Origin of the sequence: Embleya sp. NPDC050493 (assembly GCF_044458105.1) — a bacterium.
Lineage (GTDB): Bacteria > Actinomycetota > Actinomycetes > Streptomycetales > Streptomycetaceae > Embleya.
In genome coordinates this window covers 215,517-239,601 of sequence record NZ_JBITHP010000007.1, presented here as the reverse complement: position 1 = coordinate 239,601, position 24,085 = coordinate 215,517, and the positions used below count along the sequence as shown (strand labels likewise).

Genomic DNA, 24,085 nt, shown 5'->3' with positions numbered 1-24,085 from the left:
CCACGGCGCCCGGCCACGGTCACCGAACGACCGCGTACGCCTGTTGCCCACGCGGACTCGCCGCCGCCAGCACGCCGCCGTGCGAATCCGGGCCCGTGGCACACACCTTGCCCAGGGTCATCGGCGCGACCGTCTGCACCTCGTGGCCGCGCCGGCGAAGCTCGGTCAGGACGCCCGGATCGAACCCGTCCTGCTCCACGACCGCGGCCAGCGGCCGCGCCCGACGGGGCGTGAACGAGCTCGGTACGTGATCGGTGTGGAAGGTCGCCGCTTCCACGGCCTGCTGGGGGCTCATGCCGAAGTCGACGTGGTTGACGAAGAAGTTCAGGGTCCACTGGTCCTGTTGGTCGCCCCCGGGCGTACCGAAGGCCAGGTAGGGCGCGCCGTCCCGGAGCACCAAGGTCGGACTGAGCGTCGTGCGGGGCCGTTTGCCGGGAGCGACGGAGTTGTTGTGCCCCTCGTCCAACCAGGCCATCTGGCCTCGGGTGCCGAGCGGAAATCCGAGGCCGGGGACCACCGGGGAGCTCTTGAGCCACCCGCCACTGGGGGTGGCGACCACCATGTTGCCGTCGCGATCGGTCGCACTCACGCAGCACGTGTCGCCCTTCGCCGCCGTCCGTTGCAGGACGGTCGGGATGCCGTCGGCCAACTGCCGCAGCCAGTCCGGGTCGCCGGAGGAGGCGGACACGTCCAGTACCGGGGGAATCCACGGTTTCCGACCGTCGGGGGAGCCGGGGCGCAGGACATCGGACGCCTCGGATCCGATCAGGGTCCGGCGGGCCGCCGCGTAGACGGGGTCGAGAAGGCCGGCCAGCGGCACGTCGGCGTGCTCCGGGTCGCCATACCACGCCTCCCGGTCCGCGAAGGCCAACTTGGCGGACTCGATCACGGTGTGCACGTGGTCCGCGCTCCCGAAGCCCATCGCGTTGATGTCGAAGCCCTCCAGCAGGGCCAGTTGCTGGAGGAAGACCGGGCCTTGGGACCAGGGACCCGCCTTGTGCACGCTGTGACCGCGGTAGTCGAGGGCCACGGTGGCCTCGACGGGTACCCGCCAGCCGGCCAGGTCGTCACCGGTGAGCAAGCCGCCGTTGTGCCGGCCGGTGGAGTCGATCGGCTCCTCGGTCGCCATGAACCGGTCGACGGCCTCGGCGACGAATCCCTCGTAGAAGGCCGAGATCGCGGCGTCCGCCTGTGCCTCGCGCGTTCGTCCGCCCGCCGTGGCCTCGGCGAGGATGCGGCGATACGTCCGGGCCAGCGCCGGATTGCGCATCCGGGCGCCGGGCGCGGGAGCCGCGCCGTGGTGCAGATAGGTACGGCCGGACTCGGTCCACTCGTCGCGGAAGAGCGGCGCCATCACCTCGATCATCGCGGCGGCTTTGGGCAGCAGCGGATATCCGTCCTCGGCGTAGCCGATCGCGGGCTCCAGCACGTCCTGTACCGTCAGCCGGCCGAAGTCGCGCAGCAGGCGCATCCAGGCGCCGAAGGCTCCGGGCACGGTGGCCGCCAGCAGTCCGGAGCCGGGTATCACCGCCAGCCCGCGCCGGCGAAACGCCTCGGGCGTCGCCTGCCGCGGCATCGGACCCTGTCCGCAGACGATCCGGGTGGACCCGGTCGCCGCGTCGTAGACCATGATCGGGACGTCTCCGCCGGGACCGTTGAGATGCGGCTCCACCACCTGGATGACCAGGGCCGCGGCGGTGGCGGCGTCGAACGCGTTCCCGCCGCGGTCGAACATCGCCATGCCCGCCGCCGAAGCGAGCCAGTGCGTGGAGGAGACCGCGCACGCGTTGCCGTGCAGTTCCGGACGATGCAGCACGAGACGTCCTTCCGAGGGGTCGGTCAAGGGGATTCGACGGGGTCCGCGAGGTGTCCGGAGGCGACCGGTGTCACCCGGCCGGTCACGCTGCCTCGCACCACGAGGCCGTTCTCGACCGTCACCGTGCACTCGAGCAGTGCGGGGCGGCCCGCCTCGGCTCCCTGGCGGACCGTGTATCCGTGCCCGCCGTTCGTGGCGGGCAGTCGGCCGGCGACGATCAGCCACCCGCCCAGGGCCATGGCCACCGGTCCGCAGGCGGGGTCTTCGGGGATGCCGAAGCCGGGGGCGAACAGCCGGGCCCGGGCGAGGCGATCGGCCGGGTCCCAGGTGAACAGGCACAAGGCCGGCAGCGCGACGTCGCGCATGTGCGCGTAGTCGGGTCGGGCCCGGGCGATCGCGCCGGCGCGGACCGGGAGCACCGCGAAGCCCCCGCCGAAGCCCGCCAGTCGCGGCCCGCCGTCGCCGTCCGCATCGGCGAGGTCGGCCTCGGTCAGCCCCACCGCGTCGAGCAGTGGTTGCCGATCCAGCGGCTCGCCGCGCACCGGCCCGGTCGCGTGCAGGGTGGCGCGGTCGGCCCGCGCCGCGAGCACCTGGCGTCCGGTGCCACATTCCTGCACCAGGTGGCCGGTGGGAACGCGGCCCAAGCGAGCCAGCGTGGCGGCGGTCCCCACTGCGGAATGCGCGCCGTGCGGTGATTCGGCGTCCGGACCGAAGACGCGTACCCGGTACGACGCGTGGGGCGAGGTCGCGGGGAGGACGAAGGCGGTTTCCGCGGCGCCGAGTTCCGCCGCGACGCACTGCATCACGGCGGACGAGAGTCCCGTCGCGTCGGGGACCACGGCCAGGGCGCTGCCCGTGAAGGGACGGTCGGTGAACATGTTGACGAGCTCGTAGCCGATCATCGTGTGCCCGTCGACGTGAAGAGCTTGCCGGCGATCCGCTCCACGACCTCGGGGCTGCCCTGGTAGGGGAAGTCGGCTCGGGGCCAATGGACGACCAGGTCGGTGAAGCCGATGTCCGCGAACAGCCCGCAGGCGTCCTCGTAGGCGTCCACCGAATCGATCACGCCGGTGATCATCGCGCCGGTGACGACCAGGCGGCGCACCGTCGAGGGGTCGCGGCCGATGTCCGCGCACGCCGCGTCGAGGGTTTGCGCCTGTGCGCGAAGGTTCGCGATCGCCGGTGCGTAGCCGCTTGGTTCACCCCAGCCGGGGTCGCCGGCCGTCACCCAGATGTCGGCGTGGCGAGCCGCCAGCCGGATGCCTCGGGGGCCGGTCGCGGCGATGGCCAGGGGCAGGCGCGGGCGCTGGACGCAGCCCGGCACCATGAAGGCGCCGTGGGCTTCGAACCAGGCACCCTGGTGGTCGGTCACCCGTCGGCGCAGCAGCAGGTCGGTCATTTCGACGAACTCCGCGAAACGGTCGTGGCGTTCGGCCGGGGACGGGGGGGTGTGGCCCAGCACCCGGTCGTCGTGGCCTCCGGCGCCGGCGCCGAGTCCGCAGATCAGCCGGCCGTCCGAGATGTCGTCGAGGGTCATCAATTCCTTGGCGAAGGTCACCGGGTGCCGGTAGGACGCGCCGGCGACCATCGTCCCGAGTGCGATCCGGGAGGTGGCCTCGGCCGCGGCCGCCAGCGTGGGGACGGCGCCGAACCAGGGCTTTTCGCGGAACCATCGCCACATCAGGTGGTCGTAGGTCCACGCGTGGTCGAAGCCGAGTTCCTCGGCGTGCGTCCACAGTCGCCGCGCGTGCGACCAGCGCTGCTCGGGCAGCAGGATCACCCCGTGCCGCATGGTGCTCACGAGGCGGTCATCTCCTTGGCCACCCGGGCCGCGGAGAAGCCGGCGGCCAGACCGGCGACGCGAAAGAGCGAGGGGGTCAGATCCTCCTCGCACTCCACGATGTCGGGGTGTCGCATCTCCGCCAATGTCTCGTCTCGGCTCTCGGGCGACCCCGGGTACAGGCCGTTCGTGACGAGGTCCATCACGATGGCCTTGTTGCGCCGCAACAATTGCGCCAGGATCTCCTGCCGCGTGGTCGGCGCCCGCAGGGTCAGGAAGTAGCAGTCGAAGATCCCCTCCCACATGCGGGGCTGGTTGGCGTCGCGCTGCGCGACCGACTGCTGGAGCAGCGACCTGCCGCCTTCCACCAGCTTGGCCGCGACCCCCAGGTGGATGCGGTGGCTCAACTCGACCTGTCGGACCAGCCGTTCCCGCTCGGAGTCGACCACGGGTGGCAGTTTCCGGCCGCGGAACAGGCTTCGTACCGGCGGGTAGTCCGGCGCCCAGGTACCGCTGAAGGTGCTGTGCAGCCGATGCATGCTCGGTCGGATGTCCGCGTTGTAGATGGCGCTGTTGCACGAGCCCGTGTACAGCAGCATCCCGCAGTACGCCCGCACGTATTCCGTCACGGCGACCGAGGCGGCCTCGCGGTCCTTCGGGTTCGAGGACAGTCGCGACAGTTCGTCCGCCAGCAGGCGCCAGATCACGAAGGAGACGTGATGGCCGATGATCCAGCGAAACCAGAACAGTCGCCCCAGGCCGTTGTCGTCGACGGGTGGGGTGATCCCGAAACCTTCCTTGGCCCGGGCCAGAAAGCCCAGGCACGCGTCGTCGAGGTCGGCTTCGTCGCGACTGCCACCGTCGGGCGCGGCGCTGTTCGGCGCCGGCATCGTCAGCGGTTCCAGGCCGTAGGGGTAGTCGCCGAAGTCCCAGCCGTGGGTGCCGGGCAGGGAGAGTGCGGCGACGGCCGACGGGCGCCTCATGCGTTCTCCCCCGCTGCTCCCCCGATGCAGGTGAACTCGAATTCCAGGCCGTTCACGTCCAGACAGTAGAAACTTTGGGTGCCCTGCGCGTCGGTCACGATCTCGGTGGGTTGCTCCGGGTCGACGAACGCGTAGCGGTGCGAACCCGAGAGTTCCAACCAACGGCTGCGCCAGGTACGCAGTTCGGCGGGCGTTTCGACGCCCAGGCACACGTGTTGGAAACGAGGTGCGTCCGGCGCGGCCCGGCGCTCGGCGGGAGTGCCGCGTTCGAAGAGATGGAAGTGCGCGGCTCCGACGGCCAGTTCGGCCATCCGCACGATGCCGGGCAGGCGGGACACGGTCAGGTCCGAGAATATGTCCGTCGCCCAGGTCAGCCGGCCGCCGAAGAAGTCCTCGTACCATGAAATCGAGTTGTCGAGGTTGTCCGTCTGCACCGCGATGTGGTGCAGAACGGGCACCGATTCGAGATCGGGCATACGAATCCTCTCCGGTGGCCGGCGGCCTGCGTCGGCCCCGGTTCCGACATCCTGCGTGGCTCAGAGCTTTTCGAGTTCGAAGATGACCTCGCCGACGGCGATGTCGATCGAATTTTTACTCCTGAGCCGCCAGCCGCCTTCCTCGAAAACGGATTCCCAGTCGCGCACGGTCGGAATGAAGGTGCCCATCATGTCGTGCGCGACCTCGAATCCCAGCGCGAAGATCGGCAGGTCACGGTCGGCGACTCCCTCGCTGCGGGTGGCGTCACCCAGCAGGAATCTGCGCGCCCGCGGGAACAGGGTGCGCAGCCGCCGAAGGTTTTCGATGCACCGTTGCCGGGGCCAGAAGTCGTGCCCCATCATGAAACAGGTCAGGAGTTCGACCTCTTCGAACGCCGGATCCGGGGCCATCGTCAGCACGTCGGCCTGCACGAATGTCATCCGGTCGGCAAGGCCGGCCGCGGCCGCTGCGGCGGTTGCCATCCGTACGGCCGGCTGGGCGATGTCGATGCCCACGGCCCGGGTACCCGGATGGCGGCCGAGGAGTTGCATGAGCCGCTCGCCGCTGCCGCAGCCCAGGTCGGCGACGACGTGAAAGTCGAAGTCCAGGCCCTGCACCGTCTGCCAGAACCAGGGGTCGTAGCAGAACTCGCTGATCTCCCGGCACGCGAAGGCGATGGCGGCGCTGTCGCGCGGGCAGAAATTTCCCACCCGGTTCTCGGTACGCACGACCTCGGGCGCCCGCCGGAACAGATCCGCACTCCCCCTGGTGAGCCAGTGAAAGAACGATTTGTTTCGGTACGCCTCGGAGAAGTGGACGCCCGGTAATATCTTGAAATCTTCGCGCTCGACGATCTCGACCGCCGAGAGTGCCCGAAAGAGGCCGAGAACGGAAACGGTGTCGAGTCCCCGTTCGGCCGCGAAACTCTGCACGTCGAGCATTCCCTGCGTGTGTAACTCGTCAAACATACCGAGTTCCCAGGCGGCACCGATGGCCGAAGCCGCCACCGCAGAATTGTATATGTGGGTTATCGCTCTTTCGCTGTCCCCCGGCGTCACATCCACCCCTCTCACGCAAAATGGTGAGAAACAAAAATTTACGACAGGCGACATTTAATATCCATGATCACGATCGGATAACGCAAGTGACGTGCGTCACATCGGCGTCGTGTTGACAGGGCGACCACACCGACGGCAGGTTCACCATGACCCACCTGGACGACCAGGGCCGCCGACCACTCGGCACGCCGGGACGGCGGCTTGAATTCATGTCACCCCGCCTGCCGTGCGGCCGCCCTGGATAGGGCTTGGCGCGACCGTCGGACCGGAATGCGGCAGAGTGACTGGAGTTCACGTTGTCCGATTCGTCAGCAGACATACCCTTATCAGGAAATTCTTCCGTCTCGTCATATACCGAGTGGGATCCACTCGAAGAAGTGATTGTCGGGATAGTTGACGACGCCACGTTTCCCCCGTGGCACGCGTCACTGGAACCGGTCATTCCGGCGCACCAGCACGAGACTTTCCGCCGCCGCGGCGGGCAACCGTTTCCCGCGGAGCTGATCGCCGCGGCCCGCAAGGAACTCGACGAGTTCGTGCACATCCTCGAAGCCGAGGGGGTAACGGTCCGACGCCCCGAGCCGGTCGCGCAGCGCACGCCCTACGCCACGCGCGACTGGACCAGCACCGGTCTGTACGCGGCCATGCCGCGGGACTGCCTCCTGGTGGTGGGCGAGGACGTCATCGAGTGCCCGATGGCCTGGCGCTCCCGGTACTACGAGACCCTCGCCTACCGGCCGCTCCTGAAGGAGTACTTCCGGTCCGGCGCCCGGTGGAGCGCCGGACCCAAGCCCGAACTCACCGACGAACAATACGACTTGACCTGGACCGAGCCGGCCGAGGGGATGCCGACCCGGCTGATCGTGACCGAGTTCGAGCCGACCTTCGACGCAGCCGACTTCCTGCGGCTCGGGCGCGACATCGTCGCGCAGAAGAGCAACGTCACGAACGAGTTCGGCATCGACTGGCTGCGCCGCCATCTCGGTGATCGATACCGGATCCACGTCCTCGAGTTCGACGACACGCACCCCATGCACATCGACGCCACGCTGGCCCCGCTGGCTCCCGGGAAGCTGCTCGTGCACCCCGAGCGGGTGTCGAAGGTACCCGCGATCTTCAAGGGCTGGGACGTGATGCGCGCCCCCCGGCCGGTGATTCCCGACAGTCACCCGCTCTACCTGACCAGCAAGTGGATCAACATGAACGTCCTGATGCTGGACGAGAACCGCGTCGTGGTCGAGCGCGGCGACGAGCCGATGATCTCCGCGATGAAGGAGTGGGGCTTCACCCCCATTCCGTGCAGCTTCCGCAACTTCAACAGTTTCGGTGGCTCCTTCCACTGCGCCACCCTCGACGTGCGACGCAGCGGCGGACTCGACTCCTATCTCGACCACCCCGGCTGACCCGCCGCAGGGAGCACCTCGCCAAGCGTCGTCTCGATCTGGAGTGTGAGATGTCGGACCGCAGCGCCGGACGTATCGGGCTCATGGCAGGGCAGCGGGGCCTGTGGTACGCCCATCGATTCGACCCCGAGAGCCCGATCCTCAACGAGGGCGAGTATCTCGACATCGACGGCTCCCTCGACATCGGCCTGTTCGAGGAGGCATTGCGGCAGACCGTGTCCGAGGCGGAGACCCTGCGGCTGAGATTCTTCGAGGACGAGGACGGGCTCCGCCAGGAGGTCGACCCGGACCTCGAACATCGCCTGCACGTCGTCGACGTGAGCGCGGACCGGGACCCGCACCGGTCCGCGCTGGAGTGGATGAGTGCCGATCTGGCCCGCCCGCGCGACCTCGAACGCGGGCCGCTCGTCACGTTCGCGCTCTTCAAGCTGCACGATCGGCGTTTCCACTGGTACCAGGGCTGCCACCACATCGTGAACGACGGATTCGGCTTTCCCCTGGTGGTCGCCCGCGTCGCCGAGCTCTACACCGCCCTGTTCGAGGGCGGCTCGGCCGACGGCGAACCCTTCGAGTCCGTGCGGGCCCTCGTCGACGCCGATGCGGCGTACCGCGCCTCCCCCGCGTTCGACGAGGACCGCCGGTACTGGCTCGACCTGCTGGCGGACCGGCCCCGCCCGGTGTCCCTGGCCGGCGGGGCGGTGCGAGGACCGGCCCGCGCGCGCCGGCGCGAGACGAGGAACCTGGACCCCGCGGCGGCCGACCGACTCCGGTCCGCCTGCCGCGGCTTCGGAACCAACCTGGCCGGCCTCGCGGTCGCGGCCACCGCGCTCTTCGCCGCCCGGGCCACGGGCGAGACGGACGTGGTCATCGGCTTCGCCGTACCCGGCCGCGGCCCCGGCATCGAGCAGACGATTCCCGGAGTCGTGGCCAACGTGGTCCCCATCCGCCTGTCGGTGCGTCCCGAGACGACCTTGGCGGACCTGTTCGACCGAAGCCTTGTCCAGGTCCTGGAGGCGATGCGCCACCAGCGATACCGCTACGAGGACATCCGCCACGACCTCGGCCTCGCCCCGGGGGAGGTGCCCTGGGCGGTCTCCCTGAACGTCATGCCGTTCGACTACCGAGTCACCCTCGCCGGCCGGCCCTTCGTCGCCCACAACCTCGCCACCGGGCCCTTCGAGGAGATCTCCCTGAACCTGTGGGACATCTCGCGCGACGGCAGCCTGCAACTGGCCGTCGACACCGACCCCGACCGGTTCGACGAGCGCACGCACGCCGGCTGCGCGCGTCTGCTCGACGAAGCGCTCGACCGCGTCGTCGACACGCCGGGCAACACCCCGGTGGGCCGAATCGAGGTGCTGCCGGCCGCCGTTCGGCGGCTGCTCCTGACCCGGTGGAACCCGCCGTCCGCACCGCTCCCCCCGCGCACCCTGTCCGAGCTGCTCGCCGAGCAGGCCCTGCGCACCCCGGAGCGGACCGCGCTGGTGTACCGGGACACCTCCTTGACGTATGCCGAACTCCGGGCCCGCGCGGGGCGGTTGGCCCGCGTGCTCACCGAGCGGGACGTCGGACCCGAGCGGTTCGTGGCCGTACTGCTGCCCCGCTCCCCGGCGGGCGTGGTGGCCTTCCTGGCCACCCTCACCGCCGGAGGCGCCTATGTGCCGATCGATCCCGGGTACCCGCCGGAGCGCATCGCGTACATGCTCGACGACGCGCAACCGGCACTGGTGGTGACGACGGCGGACCTGGCGCGGGAACTTCCGCCCGGCTGGACCGGGCCACGGTGTCTGGTGGTGGACGAGGTCACCGGCGCCGCCGACCAAACGCCCCTCGCCGAGTCACGCGAGGCACCCGCGCCCGACCTCCTCCCGACGCATCCGGCGTACGTGATCTACACCTCGGGGTCGACCGGACGTCCCAAGGGGGTGGTGATCGAACACCGGTCGATCGCCCGGTACGTGGCGCACGCCGTCCAGGCGTACGGCGTGGGCGAGCAGGACCGTGTCCTGGCGGCGTACGCCTTCACCTTCGACGGTTCCATGCTCGAACTGTGGGTCTCCCTGGCCGCCGGGGCGCGGATCGTGCTGGCCGACGACGACCAACGGCTCGACGCCGAAGCCCTGCAACGGCTGCTGGCCGCCCACCGGGTCACCGTCGCGCATCTGTCCCCGGCCCTGATGCATCTGCTGCGGCCCGACGAACTGCCCGCGCTGCGCACGGTGTCCGCCGGTGGCGAGCGCGTGCCGGCAACGCTCGTGGACCAGTGGGCCGCGGACGGACGAGAGTTCTGGAACGGATACGGACCCACCGAGACCACCGTCGACGCCACGCAGAAACTGTGTGTCGCGCCCTCCGACGGCCGATCGCCGCCCATCGGCCCACCGGTCGCCCACGCCACGGCGTACGTGCTGGACGCCGGTCTGCACCTGCTGCCCCCGGGCGCCGTCGGCGAGCTCTACGTCGCCGGACCCGGCCTGGCCCGGGGCTATCTGCGGCGCCCCGGCCTCACCGCCGAGCGCTTCGTCCCGAACCCCTTCGGTGCGCCCGGATCGCGGATGTACCGTACCGGGGACCTGGTGCGCTGGACGTCGGACGGCGATCTGGACTTCGTCGGGCGGGCGGACCGCCAGGTCAAGATCCGCGGCTTCCGGATCGAGCCGGGCGAGGTGCAGGCCGCCCTGGCCCGATGCGCCGGCGTCGCCGCCGCGCTCGCCGTGGTGCGCGAGGACCCCGGCACCGACAAGCGCCTGGTCGGCTACCTGGTGCCCGCGGCGGGAGCGCGGCCGGACATCGCCGCGATCCGTGCGCAGGTGGCCGGCTTCCTGCCCGACTACATGGTGCCCGCCGCCTTCGTCGTGCTGGACGCGCTGCCGTTGACCACCGCGGGGAAGGTGGACGAGCGCGCCCTGCCCGCACCTTCCCGCCAGGCCCCGAGCGGCGGACGCGAGCCCGGCACACCCGCGGAGAAGGCGCTGTGCGCGATCTTCGCCGAGGTGTTGGGCCTGACCTCGGTCGGCGTCGACGACAGCTTCTTCGCGCTGGGCGGCCACTCCCTGTCGGCGACGCGCCTGCTCACCCGGATCCGGACCGTGCTCGGCCGGGAGACGGGCATTCGGACCGTGTACGAGGCACCGACCGTCGCGGCACTGGCCGCCCGGCTCGGCACGGCCGGCCCGGCCCGGCCCGCACTGGTCCCGGCGGTGCGGCCCGACCGGATCCCGCTGTCGTTCGCCCAGTCCCGACTGTGGTTCCTTCGACAATTCCAGGGACCGATCGCCACGTACAACGAGGGCATGGGGCTGCGTCTGCTCGGTGCCGTGGACGTCGCCGCCCTGCGCGCCGCGCTGCGCGACCTGGTGGGCCGGCACGAGGTACTGCGCACCGTGTTCCCGGCCGACGACGGCCATCCGTATCAGCACGTGCTCTCCGCCGACTCGGTCGACCTCGACTTGCCCGTGGTGCCGATCGACCCGGCCGACCTGGCACAGGACCTGGCCCGGGCCACCCGGCGGGCGTTCGACCTGGAGTCGGAGATCCCGCTGCGCGCGCGGCTGCTCGCCCTGTCGCCCGGTGAACACGTCCTGTTGCTGGTGATGCACCACATCGCCGGCGACGCGTGGTCGTTGCGTCCGCTGTTGGCCGATCTGAGCCGGGCATACACCGAGCGCGCCGCCGGACGGGACCCCGGCTGGGCGCCGCTCCCGGTCCAGTACGCCGACTACACCCTGTGGCAGCGGAACCGGCTCGGCTCGGCGGCGGATCCGGACAGTGTCCACGCCAAACAACTGGCCTACTGGCGGCGGGCCCTGGCCGAGCTGCCGCAGGAGATCAGCCTCCCGTCGGACCGGCCCAGGCCCGCCCTGCCCTCCTACGCGGGCGACTCGGTTCCGCTGGAGATCCCGGCGCACGTGCACCTGGGGCTGGTGAACCTGGCCCGGGCACACGACGCGAGCACGTTCATGGTGCTCCAGGCCGTGCTGGCCGTGCTGCTGTCCAAGCTCGGAGCCGGCGACGACGTCCCCATCGGTGCGCCGGTGGCCGGACGTCTGGACGACGCGCTGGAGGATCTGGTGGGATTCTTCACCAACACCCTCGTGGTGCGTACGGACCTGTCGGGAGATCCGACCTTCACCGAGTTGCTCGCCCGGGTGCGGGAAACCTGCCTGGACGCCTACGCCCACCAGGACGTCCCCTTCGAACTGCTGGTCGGCGACCTGGCGGTGGAGCGTTCCCTGGCCCGGCATCCCCTGTTCCAGGTAGCGCTCGTGCTGCGCAACACTCGCTCGGGCGAACTGGTGCTGCCCGGCATCGAGGTGCACCCCGAGTCGGTGTGGACCGGCATGTCCCCGTTCGACCTGGTGGTGGAGTTCGACGACGAGTCCGCCGGGTCGCAGGGCCCCACCGGACTGAGCGGCGCCCTGCTCTTCGGCACCGACCTGTTCGACCGGAGCACGGCGTTGTCCATCGCGGACCGGCTGCTGCGCCTGCTCGCACAGGTGGTGGGCGAGCCCACCCGCCGGATCGGCGCGTTCGAACTGTGGGCGCCCGGCGAGCGCGAGCGGGTGGTGCGGGACTGGAACGACACGGATCACCCGGTCGTCGCGACCACGCTGCCGGCCCTGTTCGAGTCCCGGGTCGAGCAGGGCCCCGAGCGCACGGCGGTCACCGCGCCCGACGGGAGCATGACGTACCGCGAGTTCAACGCCCGGGTGAACCGGCTGGCGAGGCTGCTGGTGGCCGCCGGGGTGGGGCCCGAATCCGTGGTCGCCCTGGCCGTGCCGCGCTCGCTCGACCTGGTGGCGGCGGTGTGGGCGGTGCTCAAGGCGGGTGCGGCGTACCTGCCGCTGGATCCGCAGTATCCGCCCGAGCGGATCGCCTTCCTCCTCGACGACGTCCGGCCGGCCCTGCTGCTGACCACCGTGCGCACGAGTGCGGAACTGCCGCCCGGCGTCCCGCGGCTGCTCCTGGACGAGCCGCGGACCGGCGCCGCGGCGGCCGCCGAGTCGGCCGACGACCTGCGCGACGACGAACGGACCGGGCCGTTGTCGGCGCTGCACCCGGCGTATGTGATCCACACGTCCGGCTCGACCGGCAGGCCCAAGGGCGTCACCATGGGTACGGGTGCGATGGTGAACCTGGTGCAGGCGCACGCCCGGTGGGTCCGGCGGGGGCGGACGGGCATCGGCGGCCCGGTGGCGCAGTTCGCGGCGATCAGCTTCGACGTCTCGGCCTGGGAGATCATCGAGACCCTCACCTCCGGCAGGCACCTGGTCGTCCCCGACGACGAGGTCCGGCGCGACCCGGCGGCGTTCACCAGATGGCTGGACAAGCACGAGGTGGAGCAGTTCTGCGCGCCGAACGTGATGGTGGAGGCGGTGTGCGAGGCGGCCCTGGCCCAGGGGTTGGCGCTGCCGGCACTGCGCGACATCGGACAGGGCGGCGAGGTGCTGCGACTGACCCCCGGGGTCCGGGAGTTCCTGTCCGCGCGGCCGAAGGTGCGGCTGCACAATCTCTACGGACCCACCGAGACGCATCTGGTGACCGCCTTCTCGCTGCCGGCGGACCTGACGCACTGGGAGTCCTCGACCGCGCCGTTGGGAACGCCGATCTGGAACACCCGGATGTATGTGCTGGATCCGACCCTGCGGCCGGTTCCGCCGGGGGTGACCGGTGAGTTGTACATCGCCGGCGCGGCCCTGGCCCGCGGGTACTGGAATCGTCCCGGCCTGACCGCCGACCGGTTCGTGCCGAACCCCTTCGACGGCCCCGGCGAGCGCATGTACCGCACCGGCGACCTGGTGCGCTGGTCCGGCGACGGTCGGCTGGACTATGTGGGCCGCGTCGACGATCAGGTCAAGGTGCGCGGGTTTCGGATCGAGCCCGGAGAGGTGGAAGCGGTACTCGGCCGGCACCCGGACGTCGACCGGGTCGCGGTCGTCGTGCGCGAGGACCAGGCGGGAGAGAAGCGGCTGGTCGCCTACGTCGTGCCCGCCGCGAACACCCGTCCGGACCCGGTCGCGCTGCGCGGCTTCGTGGCCGAGTCGGTGCCGGACTTCCTGGTGCCCACCGCGGTGCTGATCCTGGCCGACCTGCCGCTGACCGTGAGCGGCAAGGTCCATCGCCGGGCGCTGCCCGCCCCGGACTTCGCGCAGTTCGCCTCGACCCGGGCACCGGCTACGCCGGAAGAGGAGGCCCTGTGTGCGCTGTTCGCGGACGTACTGCGACTGGAGCGGGTCGGACCGGACGACTCCTTCTTCGACTTCGGCGGTCATTCGCTCCTGGCCACCCGACTGACGAGCCGGATCAGGACCGTGCTGGGCATCGACGTCGAGGTGGGCGCGGTGTTCGAGGCGCCGACGCCGGCGGCGCTGGCCGCCCGGATCAAGGGCACGAAACGTTCGCGCCGGCCGGCGTTGCGGCGGATGCCCCGCCCGGGGCCCGCGGCCGAAGAACGGAGCGACGGCTCGTGATCCACTCGGACCGCACCCACCTGGGGTACCGCTGATGATTCCGCTGTCGTACGCGCAACACCGGATCTGGTTCCTCAACAAGCTGGACGACGGGACGGGCTACCGCATCCCGTTGGTGTACCGACTCGTCGGGGAGCCGGACGTGGCGGCGCTGCGGGCCGCGTTCACCGATGTCCTGGCCAGACACGAGAGCCTGCGCACGGTCTTTCCCGAGTCCGACGGCGCCCCCCGCCAAGTGGTCCTGGAGGACCCCGCGGCCTGGCCCGTCCTGGCGGTCGAACGAATTCGGCCGCCGGAACTGCCCGCGGTCCTTCGAGCCGCGGGAGCGCACGTCTTCGACCTCACCACCGAAGCGCCCGTGCGGTTCACCCTGCTCTCGCTCGGACCGGACGAGCACGTCCTGCTGATCCTCCTGCACCACATAGCGGCGGACGGCTGGTCGCGAGAACCACTCCTGCGCGACCTGGCGACCGCCTACGGGGCGCGGTGCGCGGGGCGGGCGCCGGGCTGGGATCCGCTGCCGGTCCAGTACATCGACTACACCCTGTGGCAGCGTGAACTGCTCGGCGACGAGGCTGATCCGAACAGTCTGATCAGCGAGCAACTGGCCTACTGGCGCGCCGCCTTGGCCGGCATCCCGGAATATCTGCCGCTGCCCGTGGACCGGCCTCGGCCGGCCGCGGCCTCCCATCGCGGCGAGACGATCCCGATGCTGATCGCACCGCGAACGCACCTGGCCCTGATCGAGCTGGCCAGACAGGAGCGGGTCAGTCTCTTCATGGTGTTGCAGGCCGGGCTCGCCGCCCTGTTGACCCGGCTGGGCGCCGGCACCGACATCCCCATCGGCTCGGCCGTCGCCGGCCGGTCCGACGAGGCGATGGACGATCTGGTGGGGATGTGCGTCAACACGCTGGTGCTGCGCACCGACACCGGCGGCAATCCGTCGTTCCGGCAACTCCTGGCCCGGGTACGGAAGACGGACCTGGCGGCGTACGCACGTCAGGACGTGCCGTTCGAACGGCTCGTCGACGTGCTCGCCCCCTCCCGTTCGGCGGCGTGGAACCCGCTGTTCCAGGTCATGCTCGTCCTGGAGGACCGCACCACGAACCTCCCGTACCTCCCGGGCCTGCCGGCCACCGAGGAACCGATCGACAACCCGGACTCGAAAGTCGACCTGTCGCTCCACCTCCGGGAGCGACTCACCGACGACGGCAGCCCCGACGGCCTGGAAGGCGGCCTGGAGTTCGCCCGCGATCTGTTCGACTCGATCACCGCCGAACACATGGTCGAACGGCTGGAGTCGGTGCTCGCGGCCATGGCCGCGGACCCGGACCGCTGCATCGGCGACGTGGAGATTCTCCGGCCCGGTGAGCGCGGCGCCCTCCTCGGCGCGTGCCGCCCCGCCCCGGCTCGAACCCGGGAGCAGTTGCTCCCCGGGCTCTTCGAGGCGCAGGTGGCGCGTACTCCGGAGGCGACGGCACTGATTGCCGGGCAGGCACGGACGACCTACCGGGCACTGAACGCGCGGGCCGACCGGCTGGCCCGATGGCTGACCGGCCGGGGTATCGGCGCCGAGGACGTCGTGGCGCTGCTGCTGCCCCGCTCCATCGACGCGGTCGTCGCCATGCTCGGCGTGCTCAAGGCCGGCGCCGCGTACCTGCCGGTGGACCCGGATTACCCGGCCGCCCGGATCGCCTTCATGCTCACGGACTCGGCGCCCACGCTGCTCGTCACCACGGGGAGCGCGGCCGGCCCGGCCGGGGCGGGCACCGTCCCCGTTCTGGACATCGCCGCCTGGCGGCACGAGGCGGCGGATATGCCACCCGAAGCGGGACCGACCCGCAGTGCGCGGGCCGGTGTGCCGCACGAGGCGAACGCCGCCTATGTGATCTACACCTCCGGTTCCACCGGCCGCCCCAAGGGCGTGGTGGTGGAACACCGTTCCCTGGCCGCCTATGTGGAACAGGCACGGGCGGCGTATCCGAGCGCGGCCGGGTCGAGCCTGGTCCACACCTCGCTGTCCTTCGACCTGACGGTGACCGCCCTGTACACCCCGCTGGTGAGCGGCGGGCACGTGCGGTTGGACGAGTTGGCCGGGCCCCACACCGGCCCGCTCCGCCCCTCCCTCCTGGACGTCACGCCGAGCCATCTCGACCTGATGGCGGCGATGCCGGTGGATCCGTCGCCGACCCGATGCCTGCTGATCGGCGGTGAGGCGTTGCGCGGGGAGTCGCTGGCCGGGTGGCGGGAGCAACACCCGGACGTCGTGGTCCACAACCTCTACGGCCCCACCGAGGCGACCGTGGACTGTGCCCGGTTCCGGCTCGACCCGGGCGAGCCCACACCGCCCGGACCGGTTCCCATCGGCCGCCCCCACGACGGCCTGAGCATGTATGTCCTGGACGAGCGGCTGCGTCCGGTGCCCAGCGGCGTCGCGGGCGAACTGTACGTGGCGGGTCCGGCCCTCGCGCGAGGCTATCTGGGCCGGTTCGCGCTGACGGCCGAGCGTTTCGTGGCGGATCCGTTCGGCCGGGCCGGCACCCGGATGTATCGCACCGGTGATCTGGTCCGCCTGCGCTCCGACGGCGAACTCGAATACGTCGGGCGGGCGGACCACCAGATCAAATTGCGCGGCCACCGCATCGAGCCGGGCGAAGTGGAGGCCGCGCTGCTGGCCCTGCCCGGGATCTCCCGGTGCGCGGTCGTGGTCCACGAGCGTTCTTCCGACGACAGACGCCTGATCGGGTATGTCGTGCCGACCGGTCCGGTCGCGAGCGTGAGCCCGGCAGCCGTCCGGGTGGCCCTCGCCGACGCACTGCCCGCGCCGATGGTCCCCTCGGCCGTCGTGGTCCTTGCCCAACTGCCGGTCACGCCACACGGCAAGCTCGACCGTGCCGCTCTTCCGCTGCCGGAGACCGACGCACCGGTCGGTGACCGGCGGGCGCCGCGTACCCCGGCGGAGGCGTCGCTGTGCCAGGTGTTCGCCGAGGTGATCGGCGTCGACACGGTCGGCATCGACGACGGATTCTTCGAGTTGGGCGGGCACTCGCTGCTCATGCCGCGGTTGCTCACCCGGGCCAAGGAGGCCCTGGGGCTGGAACTGACCCTGAAGCAGTTGTTCGTGCGACCCACCGTGGCGCAGCTGCTCCGGGACCAGCCCGCGACGGCGGACCTGCTCGGCCCGCTGATCCGCCTACGCGGCGGAACGGGTCGGCCGCTGTGGTGCATCCATCCGGGGAGTGGCCTGGGCTGGAGTTACGCGGGCCTGCTGCCGTACATTCCGGCCCGACACCCGGTGTACGCCCTCCAGGCGCGCGGCCTAGACGGCTCCACCGCCCTGGCCGGCAGTTTCCCCGAGCTGGTCGGGGACTACTGCGCGCGGATCGTCGACATCCAACCGAACGGGCCGTATCTGCTTGCCGGTTGGTCCTTCGGGGGAGCCGCGGCCCATGCCGTCGCGGTCCGACTGCGCGCGTCGGGGCATGCGGTCGCTCTGCTCGCCGCCATCGACGCCTGGCCGGCGGGCGTCCATACCGATCGCGACACCGAAGAGCCCTCCGACGTCCGGCTGGTGGCTTTCGACGGCGGGGAGGCGATGGCGGCCCTGGACGAGGAGTCGGTGGCCGCGCTGCTGCGGGCCACCGACAACAACATCCGCCTCCTGCAGGATCCGGGGATCGTCCCGGAGTTCTTCGACGGCTCGCTGCTGCTCTTCGAGGCCGCGCCCGGCGGCCGAGGAACACAGGCCGGGCAACGGTGGCGGTCCTGCGTCGGCGGGGACATCGCGGTGGTGCCGGTGGACAGCGAGCACCTGCGGATGATGCGCCCCGCGGCGCTGCGCGTGATCGGACCGGTCCTCGCCCGGGCGTTGCGCTCGACGATGCCCCTGTCGCCGGCGATCAAGGAGCGGATCTGACATGTGCGGCATCACCGGGTCCATGGTCCTGCACAACGCTCGACCGACGACGGCCGAGGTACTGGAGCGGATGAGCGATACGTTGACGCACCGCGGCCCGGACGCGGCGGGCACCCTGATCCGGGACGGCGTGGCGCTGGCCTGCCGCCGGCTGAGTCTGGTCGACCTCGCCGGAGGCGGGCAGCCGATGTCCAACGAGGACGGCAGCGTCACGATGGTGTGCAACGGCGAGATCTTCAACCACGTCGAGCTGCGCGCCCTGTTGCTCGCCCGGGGCCACCGATTCGGGTCGTCCTGCGACGTCGAGGTGATCCTGCACCTCTACGAGGACGAGGGGCCCGAGCTGTTGGCGCGCCTCAACGGCCAGTTCGCGTTCGCGATCCACGACCGGCGCAGGCGACAGCTCTTCCTCGCGCGCGACCACGCCGGGATCGCTCCTCTGTACTACACGGACACCGGCGGACACTTCGTCTTCGGGTCGGAGATCAAGTCGATCCTGGAACACCCCGGGGTACCGCGCGACGTGGACCTCACCGGTCTGGACCAGGTCCTCACCTTCCCCGGGCTGGTGAGTCCGCGCACCATGTTCCGCGGCATCGAGAGCGTGCGCAACGGCCACTACCTGATCGTGCGGGACGGTGTCGTCACCGACCGGTGCTACTGGGCCCTGGACTACCCCCGCGACGACGTCGCGCACCGGCCCGACGAGTTCTACCCGGAACACCTGCGTGAACTGCTCACCCGGGCCGTTCGGCTCCGGATGCGAGCCGACGTCGAGGTCGGTTTCTATCTCAGCGGCGGCCTCGACTCCTCGCTGATCGGCGCGCTGGCGTCGCAATCGGGACCCCCCGCCCACTCCTTCTCCATCACCTTCCCCGACGCGGCCATCGACGAGTCCGGGTATCAGCGCCTGATGGCGACCAAGGTGGGGTCCGTGCACCACGAGGCGGTCTTCACGGAGCAGGACACCGTCGCCGAACTCCAGCGCATGGTGCGCCATGCCGAGTGCCCGGTGAAGGAGACCTACAACACCTGCTCGCTGGTCCTGTCGGCGCTCGCGCGAGAACACGGCGTCAAGGCGATCCTGACCGGCGAGGGGGCCGACGAACTCTTCGGCGGGTATCCCGGGTACCGGTTCGACGCGGGCGGGCGCGGCCCGGTGGCGTCGGGCGATCCGCTGGAGGACGCCTTCGAGGACGACCTTCGCGCCCGGCTGTGGGGCGACCCGGAGCTCTTCTACGAGCGCCGGTACCACGCGTGGCGGGACGCGAAGTTCGAGCTCTACTCCGAGCAGGCCCGGGCCGCCTTCGAGGAGTTCGACTGTCTGCACCACCCGGTCGTCGACCACGAGCGCCTGGTGGGCAGGCCGCGGCTCAGCCAGCGCTCCTATCTGGACTTCACCCTGCGACTGTCGGACCACCTGTTGACCGACCACGGGGACCGGATGGCCCTGGCCAATTCCGTGGAGGCCCGCTACCCGTTCCTCGACCGCGCCGTGCTCGATTTCGCCACGCGGATTCCCAACCGGCTCAAGGTGGGCACGCGGGGCGAGAAGCTCGTGCTGAAACAGGCCGCGGAGGGACTGGTTCCGCCGGAGATCATCCGCCGGGAGAAGTACGGGTTCCGCGCGCCCGCGAGCCCTCGGCTGCTCCGGCGCAACGTCGAATGGGTCGACGACCTGTTGTCCCCGGCGCGCATCGCCCGTCAGGGCTACTTCGATCCGGCGGTCGTGGAGCAGTTGCGCTCGCGCAGCCTGGACGCGGGCTTCGACCTGCATCCGCACCTGGACGACGATCTGTTGCTGGTCGTCCTGACGTTCGGAATTCTGCTGGACACCTTCAACCTTCCCGGTCACGTGTGAACGCGGGTCGAGCAAAGGAAACCGCAATGGCGTTCGAACCGATCCAGTCGCTTGTCGCCCGCGCGATCGACCGCTTCCCCGACCGAGTCGCCGTACAGACCACGCACGGCTCGCTGCGCTATCGCGAACTGGACCAACGCGTCGACGCCGTCGCGGCCGAGCTGTATCGGTGCGGAGCACGCGGCGCCTCCGTCGTCGCGGTCCTCGCCGGCGACCGGGCCGAGCTGACCGCGGCCCTGCTCGCCGTCCTGCGGCTGGGCGGTGTGGTGGTCCCCCTCGACGTGGGCACCCGGCCGGATCGGCTGGGCTGGATGCTGCGCGAGGCGGACCCCGATCTCCTGGTCGTCGGCGCCGACGACGGCGACCTCGCGGAGCACGTGCGCGACACGTGCGACCGGGCCGGCCTGGTCGATCTCGGCACGGTCAAGGACCGACCCGGGAACGACTACCCGCCCCACGTGCCGGCGCCGGACGATCCCTGCTACCTGTTCTTCACCTCCGGCTCCACCGGCCGGCCCAAGGGGATCCTGGGCCGGCTGAGCGCGGTGGACCACTACATCCGCTGGGAGGCGGAGCTGCTCGGCGCCGGTCCCCAATGGCGGGTGGGCCAGCTGATCTCGCCCGCGTTCGACGCCGTGCTGCGCGACCTGCTCCTGCCGTTGAGCGTGGGCGCGACGGTATGCGTGCCGGCCGAGGACGTCCGGCTCGACCCGGTCGCCCTGTGCCGGTGGCTGGACCGGGAACGGATCGATCTGATCCACTGCGTGCCCTCGGTCTTTCGCGCCCTGGCGGGCGCGATCGACACGGTCCGGCCGGGGTTCGAGGCGCTGAAGTGCGTGGCCCTGTCCGGCGAGCGCGTGCTGCCCACCGACGCCGCCGGCTGGTTCGACCGCTTCGGCGAGCGGATCCGGCTGCTGAACCTCTACGGGCCCTCGGAAACCACCATGACGAAGACCTTCCACTTCGTCACCGCCGCCGATGCCCGGGGCAGGTCCGTCCCGATCGGACGCCCGATGCCCAACACCGTCGTCCTGCTGCTCGACGAACGCGGCCGGGAGGTACCACCGGGGCGGGTCGGCGAGGTTCACTTGCGTACGGCCTACCGCAGCCTCGGGTACCACCGCAGGCCGCAGGAGACCGAACGCGCCTTCATCGCCGACCCCACCCGGCCCGACGACGACGAAGTCGTCTACCGGACCGGGGACTTCGCCCGCCTGCTGCCCGACGGCACGCTCGACTTCCTCGGCCGCCGGGACCGACAGGTCAAGGTCGGCGGCGTGCGGGTGGAGCTGGACGGGGTGGAGCAGCTCCTGCGCGAGGACCCGTCGGTCGCCGAGGCGGCCGTCGTGTCGGTCGAGCCGGACGACGCCCCGCCGTACCTGTGCGCGTTCGTCGAGACCGGCACCGGGACGGACTCCGAGGAACTGCGCACTCGGCTGAGCGAGCATCTGCGCGCGCACCTGCCGGACGGCGCGATCCCGGCGCTGATCGTGCCACTGGAGCTCATCCCGCGCACCATCAGCGGCAAGATCGACCGCAAGGCGCTCACCGTGCCCGTGCGGTCCCCCGCCCGACCCGACGCGGACGCCGTCGCACCGCGCACCGCCACCGAACGCACGATCGCCGGGATCTGGGCGCGCACGCTGCCGGCCCCGGTCGACGACGTGCACACCCGGTTCTTCGACGTGGGCACCTCGCTGGCCGTGATCTCGGTACTGGCGCGGCTGACCGAGGAGTTCGGGGTGTCCGTCCCGCTGGCGGACTTCCTGGCGAACCAGACGATCGAGGGCCTGTCGAACCTGATCGAGCGCTTGCTGCTCGCCGACGACGACGCCGACGACGACCTCTTCGGGAGCTGACATGACCGACCAGCCGCTGGACGCCCAGCAGATCGAGTCCGTCGAACGCCGGGTGCGGACGGCCGTGTTGGACCAGGACGGCGTCCTCGACTGCGCCGTCGTGTTCAACGAGGCCGACCCCGCGGCGGCCGGCGCCCGCGCCTGTGTCCGGTGCGGGATCAGCGCCGCGTACCCGGGACTGCGCTTCGACCCGGACGGGGTCTGTTCGCTGTGCGCGCGCTACGCCGCCCATCGATCGGCGATGCATGCCTACTTCCGTGACCCGCAGGAGCTGGCGCCGCGGCTGCGCGAGGCCGCGCGAGGGCGCGGATCGCACTACGACTGCCTGCTGCTGTTCAGTGGCGGCAAGGACAGCACGTATGTGCTCTACCAGCTCGTGGGACTGGGTCTGCGGGTGATGACCTTCACCTTCGACAACGGGTTCATCTCGCGGACCGCGCTGCGCAACGTCGAGACCGTCACCGCCGAACTGGGCATCGAACACGTCACCGCCACCCACGCCGACCAGAAGCGGATCTTCCTGAACTCGCTCCAGGAGCACAAGAGCGTGTGCAACGGGTGCTTTCGCTCCCTCCTGGACCTGAGCACCGAACTCGCGCACCAACGCGACATCCCCACGGTGGTCACCGGGCTCTCCCGCGGCCAGATCATGGACGAGCGGCTGTCCTGGTTCCACGAGCAGGGCATCTTCGACGTGGCCGAGATCGAGGAGAAGCTGCGGCTGGGCCGGGAGGTGTACCACCAGGCCGCGGGCACGGTCGACGCCGCCGCGGTGAACGCGGTCCAGGTCGTCGACTACTTCCGCTACTCGGCGGTGACGAAGGAGGAGGTGCGAGCCTTCCTGCGCGAGCGCTCGTCGTTCTGGGCGCAGCCCACCGATACGGGGTTCTGCAGCTCGAACTGCATGATCAACGATGTGGGCACCTACGTTCACGCCGCGGAGCGCGGTTTCCACAACTACGAGGCGCCGACCCGCTGGGAGGTACGGCTCGGGCATCTGGACGTCGCCGAGGCGGACGCGGAGCTGCGCGCCCCGGTGGAGACCGCGCAGGTGAAACGGATGCTGGCCAGGATCGGCTATCCGGACCCGGCCGACGCCGACCGGACGGGCGCCCGACTGGCGGTCTACTACGTCGCCGACCGAAGCGCGTCGAGCGACCGGCTCGCGGCAGCGGTGGCCGATGCCCTGCCGCCCGCACTGGTACCGGCACAGTGGGTGCAGGTGGCGGAGATCCCCAGGGTCGCGGGCGCCGTGGATCAGTGGGCTCTGCGCGGGATGCACCGCCCGAAGGCCCCGGGCTCGCGGGGCGGGGGCGTCACCGCGGACGCGGATTCCGATCGCTCGGTCGCGGTCCGTCCGGTACAGCGCCGGATTCTCGATCGGGATCCGGGCCGGGCGGCGCACCGGGCCCGAACCCTGTTCCTGACCTCGGAGTCTGGTTTCCCGGTCACCGACCTGAAGCGGGTGTGGCTGCAACTGCTGCTGCACCACGAGGCGTTGCGGCTGCGGTTCGGCCACGGGGATCAGGGCTGGCGGCAGTCCCGGGGCGGCCTCGGCGGTGCGGTCCACGTCTCGCGGGTGGACCTCACCGGCCAGGACCCGGGCGCGCAGGGGCAGGTGCTGCGTCGGCTCACCGACCGGATGCGGGCCCGGCTGCACGTCGATCGGGGTCCGCTGCTGCGGGCCGCGGTGGTCGACCGGGGCACCCGGCCGGCGGGTCTGTTGATCGTGGTGCACGAACTGGCCGCGGATGTCGAGTCCTGGCGGGTGCTGTTGGCGGACCTGGCCCTGGGGCTGGGACAGCTCCAGGCGGGCTCGGAGGTGCGGTTGCCGCCTGCCGCGTCGTTCCTGGACCACCCGGCCGAGCCCGCCGGCGTCGAGGACGAGGCGGGCCCGGAGGTCGCCGGGGCCGGCTGTGTCCTCCCGGGTTCGCCCGCACCCGAGCCGATCGCCGAGGAGCCGCTCGAAGCGCGCTGCCCGGTGCGCGCGGCGACGGCCCGCGACGTCGCCGCTGCGATCGCGCACGTGCTGGTCGAGGAGTTCGGCGGCGGGCGACTGGTCGCGGACGTCCTCGATCACACCACGCGCAGGCCCGCGGCACGGGTGATCGGTCCGCTGGCCGAAGCGGACCGCTGGGTGGTGACCCCGCTCGCGCGGGGAGCGAGCGTCGTACGGGTCGCGAGAGCGGCCGAGCCGGCCCGGGTGCGCTACGAACACTTCGGCGATCCGGCCGCCGCGCTGCTCCCGTCGGGGGTGGCCTGGACGCTGCGCGACACGGTGTGGCGGGACTTCGCCGGGCCGGGGCACCCGGGCGACACCGATGCGACGATCACCGGTGTCGTCGACGCCGGCGAGCTCGTGCTCACCTGGTGGTGTCCCGCCTCCGTGGGCACGCGGCTGGCGGCGGCCCACATCCCCGAGCGCGTCGCGCGGCGGCTGATCGGGGAGCAGGCCGGCTGAG

12 protein-coding genes are annotated in these 24,085 nt (G+C 71.1%); 6 read left to right on the top strand and 6 right to left on the bottom strand.

Annotated features, from left to right (window positions below; genetic code table 11):
* Positions 1-19: 19 nt before the first annotated feature.
* Genes ACIBM5_RS16955 through ACIBM5_RS16930 form a run of 6 tightly spaced genes read right to left on the bottom strand, consistent with a single transcriptional unit; the run spans position 20 to position 6,063 of the window.
* Positions 20-1,816, bottom strand: a complete 1,797-nt coding sequence (locus tag ACIBM5_RS16955; protein ID WP_396007567.1) for a gamma-glutamyltransferase family protein — start codon at positions 1,814-1,816, stop codon at positions 20-22.
* Positions 1,817-1,839: 23 nt separating this feature from the next.
* Positions 1,840-2,718, bottom strand: coding sequence for a PhzF family phenazine biosynthesis protein (locus ACIBM5_RS16950; RefSeq protein WP_396007566.1), 879 nt, complete (start codon positions 2,716-2,718; stop codon positions 1,840-1,842).
* Positions 2,715-3,608 carry an LLM class flavin-dependent oxidoreductase gene (locus ACIBM5_RS16945; protein ID WP_396007677.1) on the bottom strand — a complete coding sequence of 298 codons (894 nt, stop codon included), beginning with the start codon at positions 3,606-3,608 and terminating at the stop codon, positions 2,715-2,717. The genes ACIBM5_RS16950 and ACIBM5_RS16945 overlap by 4 nt, the downstream gene beginning before the upstream one ends.
* Positions 3,609-3,613: 5 nt before the next feature.
* Positions 3,614-4,579, bottom strand: coding sequence for a hypothetical protein (locus ACIBM5_RS16940; protein ID WP_396007565.1), 966 nt, complete (start codon positions 4,577-4,579; stop codon positions 3,614-3,616).
* The gene (locus ACIBM5_RS16935) at positions 4,576-5,055 is read right to left on the bottom strand and encodes a VOC family protein (protein WP_396007564.1); all 480 of its coding nucleotides are present in this window, start codon (positions 5,053-5,055) and stop codon (positions 4,576-4,578) included. Before ACIBM5_RS16935 ends, ACIBM5_RS16940 begins: the two co-directional genes overlap by 4 nt.
* A 60-nt stretch (positions 5,056-5,115) precedes the next feature.
* A complete protein-coding gene (locus ACIBM5_RS16930; protein ID WP_396007563.1) occupies positions 5,116-6,063 on the bottom strand; it encodes a methyltransferase domain-containing protein in 948 nt (315 codons plus the stop codon).
* A gap of 428 nt (positions 6,064-6,491) precedes the next feature.
* On the opposite strand from ACIBM5_RS16930, the gene ACIBM5_RS16925 reads away from it, so the two are divergent.
* From ACIBM5_RS16925 to ACIBM5_RS16900, 6 genes are read left to right on the top strand one after another with little or no spacing between them, the layout of a single operon-like run.
* Entirely contained in the window at positions 6,492-7,517 is a 1,026-nt protein-coding gene (locus ACIBM5_RS16925) for an amidinotransferase (RefSeq protein WP_396007562.1), read from the top strand.
* 50 nt (positions 7,518-7,567) lie between these two features.
* A complete protein-coding gene (locus tag ACIBM5_RS16920) occupies positions 7,568-13,987 on the top strand; it encodes an amino acid adenylation domain-containing protein (protein ID WP_396007561.1) in 6,420 nt (2,139 codons plus the stop codon).
* A gap of 34 nt (positions 13,988-14,021) precedes the next feature.
* Positions 14,022-17,903 carry an amino acid adenylation domain-containing protein gene (locus ACIBM5_RS16915; RefSeq protein ID WP_396007560.1) on the top strand — a complete coding sequence of 1,294 codons (3,882 nt, stop codon included), beginning with the start codon at positions 14,022-14,024 and terminating at the stop codon, positions 17,901-17,903.
* Position 17,904: 1 nt separating this feature from the next.
* A complete protein-coding gene (asnB, locus tag ACIBM5_RS16910) occupies positions 17,905-19,764 on the top strand; it encodes an asparagine synthase (glutamine-hydrolyzing) (RefSeq protein WP_396007559.1) in 1,860 nt (619 codons plus the stop codon).
* A gap of 26 nt (positions 19,765-19,790) precedes the next feature.
* Positions 19,791-21,623 (top strand): amino acid adenylation domain-containing protein, encoded by a 1,833-nt coding sequence (locus ACIBM5_RS16905; RefSeq protein ID WP_396007558.1) that lies wholly within the window; start codon positions 19,791-19,793, stop codon positions 21,621-21,623.
* Between the two features lies 1 nt (position 21,624).
* Entirely contained in the window at positions 21,625-24,084 is a 2,460-nt protein-coding gene (locus ACIBM5_RS16900) for a condensation domain-containing protein (protein WP_396007557.1), read from the top strand.
* The last annotated feature ends 1 nt before the right edge of the window (position 24,085 follow it).

Coding starts and splice junctions, on each gene's coding strand:
- ACIBM5_RS16935 (WP_396007564.1), bottom strand. CDS start 5,055: ATGCCCGATCTCGAATCGGTGCCCGTTCTGCACCACATCGCGGTGCAG.
- ACIBM5_RS16905 (WP_396007558.1), top strand. CDS start 19,791: ATGGCGTTCGAACCGATCCAGTCGCTTGTCGCCCGCGCGATCGACCGC.
- ACIBM5_RS16950 (WP_396007566.1), bottom strand. CDS start 2,718: ATGATCGGCTACGAGCTCGTCAACATGTTCACCGACCGTCCCTTCACG.
- ACIBM5_RS16915 (WP_396007560.1), top strand. CDS start 14,022: ATGATTCCGCTGTCGTACGCGCAACACCGGATCTGGTTCCTCAACAAG.
- ACIBM5_RS16900 (WP_396007557.1), top strand. CDS start 21,625: ATGACCGACCAGCCGCTGGACGCCCAGCAGATCGAGTCCGTCGAACGC.
- asnB (WP_396007559.1), top strand. CDS start 17,905: ATGTGCGGCATCACCGGGTCCATGGTCCTGCACAACGCTCGACCGACG.
- ACIBM5_RS16940 (WP_396007565.1), bottom strand. CDS start 4,579: ATGAGGCGCCCGTCGGCCGTCGCCGCACTCTCCCTGCCCGGCACCCAC.
- ACIBM5_RS16920 (WP_396007561.1), top strand. CDS start 7,568: ATGTCGGACCGCAGCGCCGGACGTATCGGGCTCATGGCAGGGCAGCGG.
- ACIBM5_RS16945 (WP_396007677.1), bottom strand. CDS start 3,608: ATGCGGCACGGGGTGATCCTGCTGCCCGAGCAGCGCTGGTCGCACGCG.